The following is a 17,912-nucleotide window of genomic DNA, read 5'->3' on the forward strand; positions in this document are numbered from 1 at the left end:
CCTCCGTGATGTCGTCCGCGCCCGTCGGTCGGCTCCCCGGCCGGTCTTCAGGCGAGCAGCTCGTCCAGGGTGTTCTCCACCTCGTCGAAGAACCCCTCGGGCCACTGGTCGATCAGCCCGTCGCGGTCGATGCGGGGGCTGGTCACCTCGCTGCCCGTGGAGCCGCCCCGGAAGTAGTGGAGAACGGCCTTGTCCGGTGCCAGCACCCCACGCTTGACGGCGAGCCGCACCCCGTTGAGCACGTGATCGCTGTGCGTCTCCACGACGAACTGCGCCCCTTGTGCCGCCGCTGCGGAGACGAGGGCGGCCATCCGGGTCTGACCGCGCGGGTGCAGATGCGCCTCGGGGTTCTCCAGCAGGACGAGCGATCCGGGCTCCGCCGTCAGGCAGGCCACGACGATCGGCAGGGCGTACGTGAGACCGAAGCCGACGTTCGTGGGGCGCCGCCGGGTGCCGCGCGGCCCGTCGAAGCCGTAGGAGAGGCGCACCGAGTCGGTGCCTTCGATGGGCTCGGCCTGGAGGTCCACCCCCGGGCAGAGCTCCCCCATCCACGCGGCGGCCTGGTCGAGCAGCCGCGCCGACTCCGCGCGCACGTGGCGTAGCGGCCCTTCGGGAACTTCGTCCCTGGCGTGGTGGCGCAGGAAGTTGACGGTGTGTTCGCCGCGCACGCCGAGAAAGCCGCGCCCGATGGCAACGTGGTGATCGCGCGGGTAGAACTCGGCGGGCGAGATGCGGTCGGCGTGCAGGTACTGGAACCCGGCGGTGAAATATCCGGGGACGACGGCGGCGGGGCCGACGGGAGGCGACGCCCCTTCACTGGTCAGCGGGATGTCGACACCGGTCAGCGGAAGCAGGTTCTGTTCGGCCGCGTAGGCCACGGTCCAGGAGTAGCGGTACGCGCCTTCGCTCACGGAGAGGGTGATCTCCGGCTCGTCGCCGGTGAAGTCCTCGTGCAGGACGTCGTGGCCGGTGCCGAGGGAGACGAGTTCGCCGTTGAGGAGAAAGCCGTTGTCCACGGCGGCGACCTCGCCGGAGCCCGCCTCCTCCACCAGATCCCGCACGTCATCGAAGTCGCCCGCTGCGTACGACTGATGGAGGAGGCCGAGCGACTGGAGCACGCTGCTCTTGCCGGAGGAGTTGAGGCCGGTCAGCAGGGTGAGGGGCCCAAGTCGCAGGTCCGCGTGCTGGAACGCCTTGAAGTTCGTCAGCGTCAGCTGGTCAATCACTGCCCACTACCCCCCGGAAGAGCTCCGCCATGGCGGTGAACCTCTTGCGCACCTTCTTCGTGTCGCCGGTGGCGACGGAGATGGCCCGGTCGAAGTCCCAGTCCCCCATCAGCCCGAAGAACCCTTCGAGCACCCTGTCACGCGACGTTACCAGCGTCTCACGCTCGTGATCGTCCAGGATGGCCAGATTGACCGCGACCGTCTCGAACAAGGCTTTGTTGATGGGGGACTTGCTCCCCTTTCCACCCCGCCATTTCCGGAACGCGTGATCTCCGAAGATGTCCGAAGCGCAACGCATCGCCTTGCGGAACTCCAGCGCCAGCAGCTCCCGTTGATCCGCGCTGAGCCGGTTGACGTAGTGCATGGAGGTGACGAGGAACTGGTCGAAGTCCCGCTGCGCGTGCCCGGAGGGGTCGCTCAGCCGGAACGCCAGGAAACGCAGCACCATCTCCCGGTCGGCCATCCGTTCGTTGGACACGCTGTGCCCGGTGGCGTCCCCGAACGCCGAATCCTCGGCGAGGTCGGCGAGGTAGCCGCGCACCGGCCCGTCGACCAGGGCGTGCCGGATCTCCTGCGGGGTGAGCGGCAGCCCCCCGGTGTTGATCCGCGAGAACACGTTGAACTTCACCGCCTCCGGCGTGCCCTGCTGGATGATGTGCACCACCAGCTGGGTCTCGCGCAGCCTGATCTTCAGCCGGCCGGTCAGCGCCTCGTAGCCCTTCCCGTGGTAGTCGCGCAGGTAGTCGAGGCCCCGCAGGGTCAGCGGCGGCATGTCCACCGCCTCCGGCGCGATGAACCGGGCGATGGCCGTGAGCCGCTGAATGCCGTCGACCACGGCCCAGTCGTCCTTCTCGTCCTGTGCCATGTGGAAGGACGAGATGGGGATGCGCAGCAGCAGCGACTCGATGAGACGGCTCTGCTGTACGTCGGTCCAGATGCCGGCCCGGCGCTGGAAGTCGGGCGCGAGGTCGATCATCCCCTCCCGCAGCCGCGAGAGCAGCAGGTCGACGGTGGTCGTCTGGGTCTCGATCTTGATGCTCTCGGGCCGGAAGGGCGCGGAGATCTCATCGGGGTCACTGGTGCTCGCGCCTGCTTCCGCCCCTTCCTCGTCGGCGGGCTGCTCCAGTTCCACCCCGGTCGGCAACCCGTCGCCGCCGACCTCGACAGGGCCGTGCAAGGAGGGGAAAAGTCCGGGCTGGAGCAGTTCGCTGTCCTCCAGCGGGAACTGGTAACGCCGGAATCCGACGTCTCGCCCCCGCCCGGTCGCCCGTCCGCTGCCACTGTCCTCAAGCCCTGCCATGACTCCCCGTCGCCTCCGCCGCCCGCCGCCGCTGACCTTGATGCATGGTCGGCTGCCAGCCTATAGACGGCGGGCTGGACAGTCAGCGCGGAAGGTCCAGTTCGGCGCGGACCGTTTTGCCTACGGGCAGACGGTCGAGGACAGCCCATCGGTCGGCCAGCGCCTCCACGAGCAGCAGTCCTCGGCCGCCGTCCGCCCCGGCCGGCGGGGACGGGACGGTGCCCGGCCCGACAGGTCGGCGCTCTCCGCGCGGGTCCGACACGTCGATCCGGAGGACGTACGCGTCGAGGCTGAGCCGTACCTCGAAGTCGCGGCCGGGAACGCGGCCGTGGGTGACGGCGTTCGCGGCCAGCTCCGCGACGAGCAACGCGGCGGTGTCGGAGGCGTCGGAGTCGTACGGGATGCCCCAGGCGTCCAGCCGGTGCGCGGCGAGGTGGCGGGCGAGGCGGGCACCGCGCGGAGTGGCACTGAAGCGCTGCACGAACACACGTACGGTAACCGGCGCTTGGCGGGCTGGACTTGGCGTCATGCGCCCAAACTGGCCGCCCGCACGACCTGCACACCAGGTCAGCGACTCGTACTCTGCGCGAGAGTACGAGTACGGAGGGTGGACAGGGCTGGCAACTGACCGTAACCATGGCGGGGTTGGAAGTGGTTTGCGGGGCAGGCGTACGGGAGGGGTCCTCGCATGACGGACGGTACGGGCGGGTCGCCGGGCGGCGGTGAGCCGGAGGTGTCGGACAGTCTCCGGACATTCGGCGAGGTCTTCAAGGCCTTCCGCAAACGGGCGGGCCTGACCCAGGAGGAGTTCGCCGAACTGGTCCCCTACTCGGTCCAGACGGTAGCCAAGATCGAGCAGGGCCGCCGCTTTCCGCAGCCGGACTTCGTGGAGCGGGCGGAGGGGGCGCTGGACGCGTTCGGGGCGCTGCGGGGAGCGGCTCGGCATCTTTCGCGGCAGCCGGGGCTGGCGAGTTGGTTCCGGCAGTGGGCGCGGCTTGAGGCGGAGGCGGTCACTCTGTGGACTTACGAGTGCCGTGTCATCCCGGGCTTGTTGCAAACGGAGGCATACGCGCGGGCGGTGACCGTCAGCGTGCCTCCGGTCAAGGATGACGAACAGGTCGATCAGCAGGTGGTCGCCCGCCTGGAGCGCCAGAAGCTCTTCCAACGACGGCCGCCCATCACGTTCAGCTTCATCATTGAGCAAGCCCTGATCGAGCGTTGCACCGGCGGACCAGAGGCGACACGGGAGCTGATCGACCATCTGCTGGAGCGGGCAGGTCAGTTCAACGTGGAGTTGCAAATCATGCCGTTGCGGCAGCCGGATCATGCTGGGTTCGATGGACCGTTGCGACTGTTGGAGACGCCGGAGAACAAGTGGCTCGCCTACGCCGAAGGGCAGCGCGGCGGCCTGCTGATTACCGACCCCAAAGAGGTCAGCATCATGCTCCAGCGCTATGCGAGACTGCGCTCACAGGCTCTCACCCCCGAGGACTCCAAGGGCCTGTTGAAGCGGATGCGAGGAGCGCTATGAGCACGTCCGAACTGGCCTGGTTCAAGAGCAGCTACAGCGGCTCCGACGGCGACGACTGTGTCGAGGTGGCTCTCTCCTGGCGGAAGTCCACCTATAGCAGCGGAAGCGACGGTGACTGCGTCGAGGTCGCAACCTGCCCTACCACCATCCACGTACGAGACTCCAAGCTGCGGCAGAGCCCGCAGTTTGCGGTCACCCCTGGGACGTGGCAGAGCTTCGTCTCGTACGCGCGTCAGGGCTGACGCCGCTACGCCCGTGAGCGCCCCGCTGGAACCCAAGTCCCGTGCGGGGCGCCCTCGTTACGCCTGCTTCTCCTGCGCCTTCCTCAGCCTCTCCGAGAAGATGGCGTGGGCAGCCCGCATTTCCTTCTCACGGTCGGCTTTGTAGAAGGGGGCGGTGTAGCCCTCTGGGGGGTCGGAGCGCTCGCCCTTGTCGTAGGCGAGGAACTGTTCGTAGTGCTCCTTGGTCTGGCCGAAGCCGTAGGTATGACGGACCCCGGCGATCTTCCGTTCATGCCCGTCAAACCAGGTGGCTTCGTCGAAGTCCTGCATGATCGGAAAGCGGGACTTGTACATAGCCACCAACGCATCGACACTGACTCCCAGCCAGACCGCCACGAGCGCGTCGATTTCCACGAGGGCGGCACGACGTGCTCGCTCGGTACGTAGCGGAGTCTCGCGCGTCCAGTCGGACGTGACGCTGTGCAAAGGCTGTAGGCCAGGCCAGGTATGAGCCCAGGGCTCGTAGCTGGACCATGTGGGGTCGTAGAGCTCTTGCCAGAGGTCGGCGTATGCGCTCGTCAGACAGTTGAGACGAAGGGTGCGCAGTAGAAGTGCCGAAGCCAGAGGATGATCGGCTGCGGGCATTGGCAGACGGCCCGCGGGCGCCACGTCCAGGTTCCTCACGCGTGCCGTGCGGAGCAGATAGTCGACAGGTATCGACGACCAAAATCCAGTCACGAGAGCAGTAGATCGGAACCCACACACCGACCCACTGCGCATCCCATCGATGTGTGACGGGCCAGGCGGCAAGAGCGCTACGTAGAGGGCACGTTCGGTGTCCGGCGCGATCATCTTTCGCCAACCGACCCTATAGAACTCTGTATACGGCCGCCGCAACCGCCCCACCAGTTGCCCGTCCATCTCCTCCGCAGATACCTCCTCCGACACAACCTTTCGAGCCTCGGCCACAGCGGCCCGCGCCCGCCTCACCTCGTGCTCCGACGCCCGTAGCTCCTCCAGCGTCCGGTGATCACTCCACACGTCCTGGGCAGCACGATAGACAGCGGGCTCCGCCACGTACACGTACTCAGACTCGGGAACCGCGTCGTCCGCGAGCGTCAGCGGGTTGAGCCCCAGAACCTCACCGGCGCCCTGGCTGGGCTGCTTGAACATCGGGTTCGCCAGACCGAGTTGAGGCCCCTTGAGGATCACCTCGGACCAATCGGCCGGCTGGTGTACTGTGCCGGTCTCGTCCGGCACGTTGTACCCGATGATCCCGTCATCCTTCGCAGTTTTTTCGTTGTAACCGCTGCTGATCTGCGGGTCAAACGCAGCCAGCCGCACGGGATACTCCGCCAACGCCTGAATGGCCTGAGCCTCAGCCGTGCTCACTGGCGACAGCAGTCGCGTCTGACGGACGGGCTGAGACTCCTCACCCGTGAGGCGCTGCCACTGAGCCAGAGCCTCCACGGTTACCCGGACGATCCGCTTGCGGTGCGGGCGCTCGTCCCAACTACCGGCGTACCGGATGCCCGGGTCAGGGGCGGTGCCGTCATCCTGCGCCGACAGTCGTAGAGCGTCCACCGAAACCAACCACGAAAGGTGGTCAAACCCGATCTCGCCCGCCTGACCGTAGATGTGCACCCCGAAGTGACTGGCATGTCCCACAGGCGGCGGGAAGAAGCGATTTCCCTGGTTCATGAAATCGCCATGGACCAACAGCCGCTCGTAGGCGGCCTCACGCAGCCGTCCTTCTTTGTCACCGCTGAAGTGGGAACCTGGATGAATGAGACCCACGGTGCCCTGGCGACCCGCGTGCGCCCACGTCGTGCACATGAACGCGCGGTACAGGTCCGGTCGCGTACCTGCCAGCACGGGGTACGTAACCGGATTGCTCAAGTACGCGGCCGTGCCCGCCGTGACAACCAGGTCACGCAAGTACTGACCACGATTGCCGCCCTGCGCCAGCGTTTCGGCCTTGCGCTCCTGCCACACGGTCGCCGACGGCTTCTCCGCGAGCTGGAACCATGGCTCGAACTCGGCGAGCACCACGCCCTCGTTCCAGTCCGGCCTGACCCACGGCGGATTCCCCACCTGAAGGTCGAACCCGCCCCCAGGTCCCCGGAAAACATGCGCGAAGTGCAGCTCCCAGTGGAAGAACCCGTGTCCGTCCTCCGCCTTTATGTCGCGTTCCGTCGTGCCCGCGATGTCCTCGACCACGTCCAGCCACGGGAAGCGCTCCGCCAGCTTGAACGGGCTGTCCATGCCCAGGACGCCGTCCAGGCTGCGCTCGTACGTCTCCAGGAGTGGCAGGGCCTCGTCCACCGGGAGGTCGTCCAGGCCGTCCAGGAAGGAACCGGCGTCCGCGTCCTTCGTACCGAGCGTCAGCTCAAGGAAGTCCAGCCAGTCGGCGAACGTCTTCAGCGGGATGAACGGTCGCCGAAGGTCCTCGGCGATCTCGGCCTGCCGACCGGTCGCCCTCCGCCCCTTGATCTTCAGGCCCTTGATCTCCAGGCCCTTGATCTCCAGGCCCTTGTCGCTGTCCGCGAGGGTGCCCAGCTCGTCCTGTTCGCCGTCGGGGTCGTCGAAGAGCCCGGCAGCCCGCCAGGCGACGTCACCCGGCGCGGGACCGCTCGGGGCCGCGTCCTCCGGCTTCGGCGCCACCGGGGCGGCCACCGCCCCGAACGCCCCCTCACCCACCGCGTACGCCGCGTCCGTGCCGTCCAGCAGTCCCACCTGGTCCAGCGGCCAGAACCACAGCGCGCACCACGCGTCCATGACCGTCTTCAGCCGCCAGTAGGGCGTGCCGGCCGCCGTCAGGTCGTCCAAAACGCGCTGCTTGTCGGCGGCCTCCGTGGCGGGCTCCAGCCAGTCCGCGCCCCAGACGTCGATGCGGCGCGACACCTTCCGTTCAGAGAGTTCGAGACGCTTGGCAACCAGGCTCCACAGGAACTCGGCCCGGCGGGCCACCGCCTGGAGCCGGTTCAGCTCGGTCTTGGCCGCCGCCTTGGCCCACCGGGCGTAACGTGCCTGCCGCTTCTCTGGCGACTCGCCGTCAAGTTCCTCGAACAGCTTGCCCTTCGGGGCCTTCTGCACGCCCTTCCGCCACTGTCCGAGGGCCTTCGCCTGCTCCTCCGCCAGCTTCTTCGCCTCGGGCTCCCCCGCCACCGCGCCCCAGCCGAGGGCGGGGAGGAGGAAGTGGTGCACGGCGCCGTCGGGCAGGTCGCCGTCCCGGAAGGGGAGTTCGGTGGGCGGCAGCGGGACCTTCTTCGACAGCCACTGGCCGTGCGGCAGCGCGTCCGCGCCGTACACCTTGCGGCCGGCCCCGATCAACGAGTTGCCGCGCCGCAGATGCAGACCGAACCAGGGTGCGCGCATGCCAGGGTGCATGGAGTTGAGCCAGAGGGAGACCTCGGCCAGCTCCACGGCGGTGGCGTTGAGGTCCACGCCATACGCGTTGTGCAGGGCGATGTACGCCTTGACCTTCTGGAGTTCGACGGGCCGCGCCTCCGGATCGACGCGCCGGTCCACCTCCCTTTCCCTGCGCCGCAGGTACTCCGCCGCCACTTGGTCGATGGCCTCGTTGAGGAACGCGCCGGAGCCGAGCGCGGGCTCGCAGATCTTCCAGCCCAGGAGTTCCTCGGCCGACGTCTCGGTGCCGTCCTGGTCGAGGCGGTGCTTCAGCGCGAGCTCGACGGTGACCTCGGTCAGGGACTTCGGCGTGTAGTAGGAAGCTGACGTCTGACGGTCGCGGCCTGCCAGGCGGTACACGAACGAGCCCCTGGGGTGGACGACGCGCAGCGGACGGCCGGTTTCCTCGTGCGGGCGCTCGACGAACACCTCGTCGGGGTAGTCCTGGACCCGCCCGGCGGGGATCATCCAGCTGCCGCCGGACGCGTCGCCGCCCTTGGCCACCTCGTACAGGTCCTCGTCGGCGATGAAGCCGGTGTAGGACATCAACCCCTCGTAGACCGCTCCGAGTTGGTTGATGCCGAGCTGCGCGTAGGAGATGAAGCCGCCGCGCTCACGCCCCTTGCCCTTGGTGAGCATCAGGCTGCGCAGCACCTTGTGCAGGGTCTCGTTGCGGAGCCGGGTGTCGAGGAACTCGGGGAGGTCCGAGCCCTCCTCGTACGCCGGGTTCTCGACCTGGTCGGCGGAGATGAGGCGTACCGCGTCACTCTTGAACAGGTCGGAACGCAGTGGCTCGAAACGCAGGCCGACATCGGCGCTGAGGGCGGCGGTCTTGCGCGCGCGGTCGGCTTCGCGGACCCGCTCCGTGTACTCGTCCCGGGTGATGGCCCCGGACGTGAAAAGCTCGGCGGCCTCCCGTTCGGCCTCGGTGGCAGCCCGGTCGGCGGCTTGGGCCTCCAGGTCCTCGGGCTCGCTGCCGAACTCCCGATGGCCCTTCTGGACCTGCTGGAAGAGCAGGTCCAGGGACTCGTACAGATGGAATCCGCGCCGCGACCGCTCGCCCACCAGGTCGCGGACGACGAGGTCGCCCAGGCGCTGGAGGCCGTAGCCGCTGGCGTACTCGGGATCGTCGGCCGGCAGGATGCCCAGCGACGGCTGGGCCTCGGCGTACAGCAGGAACAGGATGCGGTAGAGGTAGCGCAGCGACTCGCGGCCGAGTTCCTTGGCGAGGCGGGCCGGTTCGTCGATCCGCTCCGGGGTGACGCCCTGGTCCCGCAGCCGGGCCAGGACCTCGTTGGCGATCCACTCGACGGACAGCCGCAGCCCCTCCCGCAGTTCGGTGGAGACTCCGACCGCGTGCTTGCCGGACTTGTCGACGAAGCCGGCGAGCGGCGCGGTGCCGCCCTCCTCGGGGGTCCGCAGCGAGTCGGCGCCGAACAGCGCGGCGACCGTGTCGAGTTCACCGCCGTTGCGGATGTCGCGGCGGTTGAGCGCGGCGTCCAGGCCGACGGCGAGGTAGCGGCCCTCGTGCCAGGCGAGACGGTCCGCGAGGACGACGACGCCACCGGCCAGCATGAGGATGTAGCGCGGCGGCTCGTCGCACTCGAAGAGGAAGTCCGCCAGGGCCTTCGCGTCGGTGAGACGGGCCGACGCCTCCAGGGCGACGGGGCTCAGCAGGCGGCCCGCGCCGTCCGGGTCGAGGGCCGCGTCCGGCTCGTCCGTCCAGCCGCAGGGGACGGCGATCAGGCCGGGCTCGGTGTGCAGGACCTGGACCGGGTGGTCGTGGCCCGAGCGGTGGACCGTGACGGTCTGCTCATGGGCGTCGTCGAAGCCGAGCGCGCGCAGGGTGTCCAGGTGCAGTTCGGTAAGACGCTTGGTCCAGTCGGCGGGGACCGGCGCGTCCGGTACGGCGAGGGCCTCCGCGTCCCGGGCGAAGTCGGCGCGGGAGGCGAAGTAGGGGCCGTGCAAGGCTCGCAGGCCCTCGCGCGGGGTGCGGGTACGGGGTGGAACGGACGCGGGGTCGCGCCCTTCCGACGTGGCCTCGGCGACGGAGGCGGCGTGGGCTCGCCGCTCCCGCTCCTCGGTCTCGGCCCACCGGGCGAGAAGACCCTCCTTGGACTTGAGGTCCTTGGGGAGGACTTCGGCGAGATAGTGCGCCGAGAGGTAGTCGCCGTGGTTGACCAGCGAGTCGTACGTCACGTCAGTTCTCCGCCGGGTCGAAGGCGTGGTCGGGGGTTCCGTGGTCGGGGGTCCCGTGGTCGGAGGCCTCTTCCGAGGTCTCGTACGGCGCGCTTTCCGGGGCGGGCCGGTCCAGGACCGCGAGGACGCGCAGCAGCGGAAGTCCGGTGGTGTGCAGCTGGTCGAGCAGATCTGCCTGGTCGCCCGCGGTCTTCTCGACCTGCCGCTTGCGCCGGGTGCTCTCACCGGGCAGTGAGTCCAGGGACTCCTGGCGCCAGTCGGTCAGACGCTTGCGGTACTCGGCGAGCGGGACGCTGATCTGCCGCGCCCACTCCTCCTTGTACTGCTCCAGGTGCTCGCGAGCTCGCGCCACCGCGGCGGGCACCAGCGACTGCAGGTGCGCGAGATCGCGCGGGCCGCCGGTGCGAGCGAGGTCGGGACGGACCTTCGCCGCGCGCAGGGCGTCGGTCATCTCGCCCACCGGGGCATCGGGGTCGGCGCTGACGGCCATCCACCGTACGACCGTGGGGCGGCCCAGCGCGTTGGAGTAGATGCCCTGGATGAGGAAGGTGGGGTGCTCCACGTGCGGGGAGGTGATCACCGGCGCCTCCTGGCGCCCGAACTGCACCAGCACCTTGTCCGTGAGCCACTCCACCACCGGATGGATGTCGCTCAGATAGGAGACCGTGGGCCAGATGGTGTCCGTCGCCTCGCGGGCCTCGGTCAGCTTGTCCTGGGCGAGGCCCCGGTCGAAGGAGAGGATCATCCGTTCGGCCACGCCCTGCTCCTTCAGGTAGGAGGGGGGCAGGGCCTTCAGGCGGCGCAGCAGGTCGGGCGCCTTGACCGGGGAGAGAGAGAAGTACGGGCGCTGTTTTTTGGCGTCCTTGCTGCGGGACAGGCCGATGACGTCCTCGGCGTGGTCCTCGTACAGCTCCTCGAACGCCGTGGCGACGAAGGCCGCCGTGTCACCGTCGAACAGCGAGGGGACCTCGGCGCGGTCCGGCAGCTCCTCCTCGGTGATGGTGTCCACCTGACCGAACAGCCCGGCCAGGTCGGTGTCGTCCGCGGCCGGCGCGGACGCGAGGAACTCCTCGACCGTGCCGCCTGCCATCAACTCCCTGATGAGACGGCGTTCTTCCTCGTCGGCGCGGTAGTAGCCGGTCTCCGCCTCCGCCGTGCCGCTCAGCTTGTGGGCCTCCTCCTCGCGGACGAGGAGCTTCTCGGCGACGGTCCTGTCGTCCTTGGCGCCCGGCTGTCCCGAAGTGAGGATCAGTGCCCGAAACTCCGGCTCGTGGCGCTGCCCGTAGCGGTCGATGCGTCCGTTGCGCTGCTCGATGCGGATCAGCGACCACGGGATGTCGTAGTGGATCAGATGGTGGCACTGGCGGTGCAGGTTGACACCCTCGGAGGCGACGTCACCGGCGAACAGCAGCCGAACCGGCGAACCGGCGAGGCTGAACTCCTCACGGATAACGCGCTGTTGTTCCTCGACGACGCCACCGTGCATGACCCGCACGGCCGCGTGGCCGCCGTCCTTGCCGGGTGTGAATCCGAGACGCTCGGGGACCTTCGCGGCCAGCCATGTGAGGGTTTCGACCCGCTCGGAGAAGATCACCGCGCGGGTGTCGCTGCCCGGCCGTACTCCGATCTGTTCCAGCTGCTCGACGAGGGTGTCCAGTTTCGTCGAGTCCCCCAGCGCGCTGCCGTCACCCATCGAGTCGACGAGCGTACGCAGCCGGGTCAGGGCACCCTGCTCGCCGTCGATCGCGGGGTCCGGCCGCCTGCCTTCGGCCAATGCGTCCGCCACCCGCTTGCCGAGCGCCTTGACACGCCGGTCGACCAGCTCTCCCAGAGCCTTGTGGGAGGAGAGGAACGTCTTGAGGACGTTGTACGCGAAGAGCGGATCGGTGCTCACCGAGGTCCGCTCCTGGTCCGCCGTACCGAACTCGGTACTGGTGGACGGCGTGGGCAGCCAGTGCTCGGCGAGCTCCGCGAAGATCCGCTCCTCGGTCTCGTTGGCCGCGCAGCGCAGCGAGCGGGTGGGGCCCCGGTCCGCCCACTCCTTGCCGATGCCGTTGCGGACCTCGGGACTGATCTTCGTGCGCCGGATGAAGAGGTGTCCGAGGTCCTCCGCCGGGTCGTAGTGATCGCGGTCCACGATGGCGGCGGGGTCGAGCAGGGACACCAGGTCGGCGAAGGAGCGCTTGTCGCCGTTGTGCGGGGTGGCGCTGGCCAGGAGCAGGGCGTCGGTGCGCGGGGTGAGCGTCTCGGCCAGGGCTCGACGCTGACTGCCCTGGTTGATGAGGTTGTGGGACTCGTCGATGACGACCGCGTCCCACTGGATACGCTCCAGGTGGTGCCGGTACTGGCCGATGTTCTTGAGCGTGTCGACGGAGATGATGACACGCTTGTAGTGGGTGAACGGATTGCGGCCCGCGGGAATCTCGCGCTGAATGCGCTGGATGCCCAGCGAGTCGAGCCGCACCAGTGGGATCGAGAACCGCGTCCACAGTTCGTGCTGGAACTGTTCCAGAACACTCTGCGGGGTCACCACGAGAATGCGCTCGCCGCGGCCCCGGCGGATCAACTCGGCGAGGGTGAGACCTATTTCGAGGGTCTTGCCGAGGCCGACGACGTCGGCGATCAAGATGCGGGGGCGGAGGTTGCGCATCGACAGGGCGAGCTCCGCGGGACGCTGCTGGTAGGGCAGCGGGTCGAGGAGGAAGCGGTCGGCCAGAGCGAGCCCACGCTCGGTCTGCGGCAGCGGCGTCTTGCGCAGGACCGCCTCGAGGAAGAGCCGTCCGCGGCGGAAGTAGGAGGACGTGTCGGGGACCAGACGCGTCTTCTCCGGTTCCAGCAGCTCGACCGTGTCGATGCCGGTGAAGAACACGGCCTCCTCGTCCCGGACGAACTCCGAAACACCGATGGCCTCGATGCGGTCACCGTCGTGGTCGGTCCGGCGCGCGATCCTGACCAGCCACTCCTCGTCCCGAACGAGGATCTGGGCCCCGGGTGGAAACCGATTCTGCCCCTGCTCTGTCACCCGTGGTCACTCCGTTGTCCGTGCCGGGAAATACGGTCTGCTCAGTACGCCCCCGAGTCTTTCACGAGGCGTACATGGGTCATGCGGGAATCCCGGCGAAACGGGGCTTTCGCCGCGAGGCAGCGGCGAGCACTCCTCAGAAGCGGGCGTCGCTCGCGTAGGCGGCCCGCAGCTTTTCGGCGATCCGCAGCGGCGCGGAGAGCCGGACACCCGGCCTGGGGGGACGGCTCCCTTCGGGCCTTTCCGGAGTGGACGCGGCGGAGGGGCCGACATCGTCGGTGGGCGTATCGCCGCCCGAAGCTCCGTCCTCGTCCACACCCTCGTCGCGTGACGCGTTCTCCTGCGGCGACGGGACGTCATCGTCCTCGCGTACGGCGACGTCCACCACGGTCGGGGTGTAACCGGGCCGGCTCTCCGGAACCTCCGGAGGCTCGGGTGGCAGTGGCATCTCGGGCAGGACCGCCTCGGGGGTCAGCGCCGTGAGTCGGCGCTTGGCCCGCAAGGCGGTCAGTCCCTGGCCCGCGATGACCTGCACAAGCTGGGCGGTGACCTGGGGCAGCGTCGGCCGGTCGGCGGGGTCAAGGGCAAGCATCAAGGAGATCAGCGGTTCCATCTGGGGAGGCAACCCGCTCAGGTCCGGCGGAACGGCCGGATCCTCGATCTGGCGGGCGATCGCCTGCCAGCTGGTACCGCTGTAGGGGTAGTGGCCGGTGGCCGCGTACAGGAGAACCGCGCCCAGGGCGTAGACGTCCGCGGCCCGGTCGAGGTGCTGCCCGCCCTGCGTCTGCTCCGGCGGCATACAGAGTACGGAACCCACCACCACACCGGTCGCAGTGAGCGTCGAGCGCCGCTCGGCCAGCACCGCGAGGCCGAAGTCGATCACCTTGGGGCCGGACTGAGCGAGCAGGATGTTCTGCGGCTTGAGGTCACGGTGCAGCAGCCCCGCCTCGTGCACGGTCCCGAGCCCTTCCGCGAGCAGCGCCCCGAGGCTGGCCGTCTCCACGAGCGGCAGCGGCCCCTGCTCGGCAACGTGTGCCAGGAGGTCGAATCCGGGGACGAACTCGACGGCCAGCCAGGGGCGTTCCGCTTGAGCGTCGGCGGCGACGAAGGATGCGATGAACGGGCCGTACACCGTCTTGAGACTGTCAACTTCGAGCAGGAAGCGAGCCCTGCTGTCCTCGTCGAGCACGGACGGCTTGATGACCTTCACCGCGACCAGCTGGCCGGCCGGTGACTCTCCGAGGTAGACCTGCCCCATGCCTCCGGCACCGAGCCGGCACACGAGCGTGTACACGCCAATGGTCCGCGGATCGTCATCCCTCAATGGCTCCACTGTTTGCGGACCTTCCCTGTTCGGTGATGATGTTGTCGGTCGCCTGCGCATCCGACCTGGTGTCCTGAGGGATTCCTGGCCGACCGGAGAGCGCATCCGGAGTGTATCGACGGCCCCTCGTGTCAGGCCGCTCCACTGTCCTCCCAGCAGTCCTTGAACCAGCCCAGCGTCTTCAGGAGGAGCTCCCGGTTCTGCTCGTCCTCCAGCACGGAGAGCCGGAAACCGGGGCGCAGCTCCAGCTTTCCCTGCGGCAGGGAGACACCTTCCAGCTGGTTCAGCCTGTCCAACAGTTCGGCACGGAGCCGGCGCTCCGTGAAAGGCTCGCGCTTCGCCAGATGCTGGAAGACGATCTCAGCGGTGCCCCCTCGCCCACTGCCCGGGTAAAGGACCATGGGCCAGATGCCCCGGCCAGGACCGCCCGCACTCCCGAGCATCAGGAACGCGCTGGTCATGGCCTCGCCGGCACCATGACCTGTCCAGCCCCCGAGCCCCTCCCAACCAGCGATCAGCTCGCGCACGGCTGCCACGGTCGTGGGGGTGTCGTCCGCCGCGAGCTGACGGAGGAACCTCGCAGCACGCGTCTCCACGCCCAGCTGCTCCGCGCTCTCCCGTGCGGCCTCCCCCACGCCGGCATCCCCGTCCGCCTGTTCGGCGTCTTCGGCGTCGACGACGAGCAGAGCAAGGTCGCCGCTGGTGAGGCGCTGGACCGGATCGGCGGCGCCCAGGGCCGTGAAGTGGACGCCGTCGGCACGCAGCCGGACGCGTACGTCACCGCGATCCTGCCCGGTCCACTGGAATCCGTCGGCCACCTTGCCGTCGGCGTTGAGCACCCGGTACGCGTTGACCACTCCGTCGGTCTTGGCGAGGTGATTGCCTACGGCCTGGGCACCGGACCCGACATACGCTGCCAGATCTCCGTACGACGTCCAGGTGCCATGCGGAAGCGCGGCGAGCACCTGGTGGGCGAGGCTCCAGTCGCGGCTGCGCTCTGCCCGCCCCACGCCGCGCAGCGGCGCGGGCCACAGCCGAATCGCCCGGTCGGCGAGATCGTCGGCGCGGGCCAGGATCTCCGCGCAGCCCAGCGCTCGGTGGCGGCGATACGCCGGTTCATCTCCAGGTGGCTACCGTGCAGCAACCCCTGTTTACGCTCGAAGGGATGGTTCGAGAGTTCCGCGTTCACGCCGGTCAGCGTCAGGTTGCCGAGGGTGTGCTGCAAGCGGGAGTGCAGGTCCTCCGGGCTCTCGCCCTCGGCCGTGCCGGTCTTCAGCATCTGCATCCACTCGTCGCCTGGCGACTGCGGCATCACGTGTTCGATGGTGAGCTGCGCCGCGTCGAAGTCCACCGGCTCGGGATGCTCATAGCTTTCCTCCAGCCGCTGGAGGACCAGCTTGCGCTGGTTCGGCCGGCCATACTGGTAGAAGGGCGCGGACCGGATCTTCTCGCGCAGCTCCTCGTCGTCCGGCCACTGGCGGTTGTCGGCGGAGAGCAGCTGACGCAGGCCGTCGGCCACCGGCACATCGCGCGGGAGTTGAGCGGGAACAGCCTGAAAGATCCGGTTCAGGTTGTTCGTGGCCACTCGGCAGACCGTCCTGCGTACCAGGAAGCTCTCGACGTACGACAGGGCGCGCGCGGTCTCGTCGTCGTCCAGCTCGCCGCGTGCCCGCCGGTCAAGCAGCAGCATCAGCGCGGGGTAGGTCACGACGGCCTGCCAGTCGTGCAGCCTGCGCAGGTGACCGCGGACCGTCGGAGCGCTCTCCTCCGCCGGGTGGATCATCTTCCTGAAGTGCGCGCTGCGACGGTGCAGCTCCTTGATGTAGTCCTCGATGTCCGCCTCGGTCCGCGCCTCTCCCGTCTCCCCGTTCTCGAAGTGCTTCTGCTGGGCGGCGTACAGGTCCTGTCGTCGGACCCGGTCGTCTCCGTCGAGCACCAACTGCAGCCACATCAGCTGTTCGAGCTCGTCGTTGGTGAGGCTGGCCTGCAAAGGCAGCCAGTACGTCTCGTACACCCGCTCACCGCGGGTCGGCAGACGCATGAACAAGTAGTTGCGCAGCAGATCCGCCTGGCTGAGTTTCAGTCCTGTGTTGTTGAGTGACTCGAAGATGCGATGCACGTTGTCACCGCGCTCGGCACTCACCACGACCAGCGTGAGGCGCGACGTGATCGCCTGCTCGATGCGCAGGATGCCCTTGGTGCTCGCCGCGTCGTCGGCCTCGACCAGTTTGCGGCGGAAGAACCGGTAGGCAGAAGCGACTCTGTCCCCCGCGGTCTGCTCCGCGGGAAGACTGCGGATGTGGGCGGCGAACTGCGGCCGGTCCGCCTGCGTAGGCAACAGCCGGAAGTACTCGTCGCCGTGCTTGCGCTTGTTGATGAGGTATTCCTCGTCGATGCGCTCGGCCTCGTCGGGCTTCCCTCCGGTGATGTGGTCACGAATCGCCACCAGCGCAAGGGACAGTGTGGTCAACCGCTGCTGCCCGTCGACGACGAGCCAGCGGGGGAACGTCGCCTCGTTCTGCGGGGACGGGGCGAGCACGACGGAGCCGAGGAAGTGTGTGCTCTCCGACGCACCGGAATCCAGGAGTTCGGTCTGTTCGAGGATGTCGTTCCACAGTTGAGCCAGCTGCTTCTCCGACCAGGAGTACGTGCGCTGGTAGAGCGGTACCTGGAACTGCTGAGTCCGGCCCTGCATCAAGTCGGCGAAGACGGTCTCTTTGGCCTGCACGGAAGTTCTCCTAGGACGAGGACGGTAGTCGGTCCGGCACGGACCGGATACGACTGGTGACAGCAGGACGACCTATTTCTGGCCAATGACCGATCCTCGTCCGAAGTCGGACAGCAGTCGCCCATGACCGCTTCCCCCTCCACCCACCGCACCGGAGTTCTCCAACGCGCCCGCCGGGTCGCGGTCCCACCGGTCGTCGGCCGGCATCTTGGGTGAGGGGCGAGCCGATAGCTAGCCTGCACAAAGCAGTTCGGTAGTCGGCGGCGGTGTAGCGCCAAGGGCTACAACGACGCGGCGCAACGGCGAACCGGCTCGCGAGCGCGTCGAGCTCGAGATATGCCTTGCCGGGCTGCTCGTCGGCTGTGAGGGAGAGGAAGGCCCGCACTTGCGTGACGATGTCGTGCAGAGCGAGGGCCCGGAGGGCACCGCACCGACCAGCGCCTCGCGGAGAGCGGCGAGGGCCTCCTCGGCGGCTTCGCTGTCCTGGGAGAGCATCGCGTTCCGCACGGCGAGGTAGGTGAAAGGGCTTTGGTCCACCAGCCAGATAGGCTCCGGTGACAATCATCAGCAGCCATTTTGTCGTGGCGGGAACGCTCCTGGGCACGGGCCGAAGCACTTGGCTGAATAGTGCCGGAGATGCCCCACTGCCGTCCGCCTGCCACGAGCAGCACAGCAGGGCTCGCTTCATAGACCGCCCTTCAACCCTCGCGACGCCCTGTCCACTGCACAGCCCCTTTGAAGATCCTCGCTCCCCAAACTCAACGCGGCACCCACACGGCAGCCTGTGTTTCATAGTGCCGGGACGTAGGCGGCCTCGCAGGTCTCCAACAACCTGTGGATTCAGTCGGCCGGAAAAATCTGACGGCGCTTCAGAACATGCGTCATCTGTGCGTCAGAATTTTCAGCGATTTACTGAGCTGCTACCGGAGCGGCCGTCGCACCGTCCGGAA

10 protein-coding genes are annotated in these 17,912 nt (G+C 68.3%); 2 read left to right on the forward strand and 8 right to left on the reverse strand.

The features are described 5' to 3' along the window. Nucleotides 1-47: 47 nt before the first annotated feature. The 3 genes from OG568_RS14680 to OG568_RS14690 form a co-directional block, all read right to left on the reverse strand. Complete coding sequence (locus tag OG568_RS14680; protein ID WP_329531873.1) at nucleotides 48-1,226, reverse strand: AAA family ATPase; 1,179 nt, start codon at nucleotides 1,224-1,226, stop codon at nucleotides 48-50. Then, on the reverse strand, nucleotides 1,219-2,526 hold the full coding sequence (locus OG568_RS14685; protein WP_329531874.1) for a DUF262 domain-containing protein: 1,308 nt from the start codon (nucleotides 2,524-2,526) through the stop codon (nucleotides 1,219-1,221). Before OG568_RS14685 ends, OG568_RS14680 begins: the two co-directional genes overlap by 8 nt. A gap of 82 nt (nucleotides 2,527-2,608) precedes the next feature. After that, complete coding sequence (locus OG568_RS14690; RefSeq protein WP_329531875.1) at nucleotides 2,609-3,055, reverse strand: ATP-binding protein; 447 nt, start codon at nucleotides 3,053-3,055, stop codon at nucleotides 2,609-2,611. A gap of 159 nt (nucleotides 3,056-3,214) precedes the next feature. Between OG568_RS14690 and OG568_RS14695 the strand changes: the two genes are divergently transcribed. Together OG568_RS14695 and OG568_RS14700 are read left to right on the forward strand one after the other, a co-directional pair. Then, nucleotides 3,215-4,057: a helix-turn-helix domain-containing protein gene (locus OG568_RS14695; protein WP_329531876.1), complete on the forward strand. Its 843-nt coding sequence runs from the start codon at nucleotides 3,215-3,217 to the stop codon at nucleotides 4,055-4,057. Then, nucleotides 4,054-4,299, forward strand: coding sequence for a DUF397 domain-containing protein (locus tag OG568_RS14700; RefSeq protein ID WP_329531877.1), 246 nt, complete (start codon nucleotides 4,054-4,056; stop codon nucleotides 4,297-4,299). The genes OG568_RS14695 and OG568_RS14700 overlap by 4 nt, the downstream gene beginning before the upstream one ends. A gap of 57 nt (nucleotides 4,300-4,356) precedes the next feature. On the opposite strand, the gene OG568_RS14705 is transcribed toward OG568_RS14700, so the two are convergent. From OG568_RS14705 to OG568_RS14725, 5 genes are all read right to left on the reverse strand, one after another. Then, complete coding sequence (locus OG568_RS14705) at nucleotides 4,357-9,888, reverse strand: DNA methyltransferase (protein WP_329531878.1); 5,532 nt, start codon at nucleotides 9,886-9,888, stop codon at nucleotides 4,357-4,359. Between the two features lies 1 nt (nucleotide 9,889). After that, nucleotides 9,890-12,910, reverse strand: a complete 3,021-nt coding sequence (locus OG568_RS14710) for an SNF2-related protein (protein ID WP_329531879.1) — start codon at nucleotides 12,908-12,910, stop codon at nucleotides 9,890-9,892. A 136-nt stretch (nucleotides 12,911-13,046) separates the two neighbouring features. After that, complete coding sequence (locus OG568_RS14715) at nucleotides 13,047-14,204, reverse strand: serine/threonine-protein kinase (protein ID WP_329531880.1); 1,158 nt, start codon at nucleotides 14,202-14,204, stop codon at nucleotides 13,047-13,049. A gap of 161 nt (nucleotides 14,205-14,365) precedes the next feature. Then, nucleotides 14,366-15,199 carry an MGMT family protein gene (locus OG568_RS14720; protein WP_329531881.1) on the reverse strand — a complete coding sequence of 278 codons (834 nt, stop codon included), beginning with the start codon at nucleotides 15,197-15,199 and terminating at the stop codon, nucleotides 14,366-14,368. After that, nucleotides 15,118-16,962 (reverse strand): DUF262 domain-containing protein, encoded by a 1,845-nt coding sequence (locus OG568_RS14725; protein WP_329531882.1) that lies wholly within the window; start codon nucleotides 16,960-16,962, stop codon nucleotides 15,118-15,120. The genes OG568_RS14720 and OG568_RS14725 overlap by 82 nt, the downstream gene beginning before the upstream one ends. Between the last annotated feature and the right edge of the window lie 950 nt (nucleotides 16,963-17,912).

The sequence above is a fragment of the Streptomyces sp. NBC_01450 genome (assembly GCF_036227505.1).
In the GTDB taxonomy this organism is placed as follows: Bacteria; Actinomycetota; Actinomycetes; order Streptomycetales; family Streptomycetaceae; genus Streptomyces.

Excerpts from the sequence above, each read along its gene's own strand:
- OG568_RS14685 (WP_329531874.1), bottom strand. The coding sequence starts at position 2,526 with ATGGCAGGGCTTGAGGACAGTGGCAGCGGACGGGCGACCGGGCGGGGG.
- OG568_RS14690 (WP_329531875.1), bottom strand. The coding sequence starts at position 3,055 with ATGACGCCAAGTCCAGCCCGCCAAGCGCCGGTTACCGTACGTGTGTTC.
- OG568_RS14695 (WP_329531876.1), top strand. The coding sequence starts at position 3,215 with ATGACGGACGGTACGGGCGGGTCGCCGGGCGGCGGTGAGCCGGAGGTG.
- OG568_RS14700 (WP_329531877.1), top strand. The coding sequence starts at position 4,054 with ATGAGCACGTCCGAACTGGCCTGGTTCAAGAGCAGCTACAGCGGCTCC.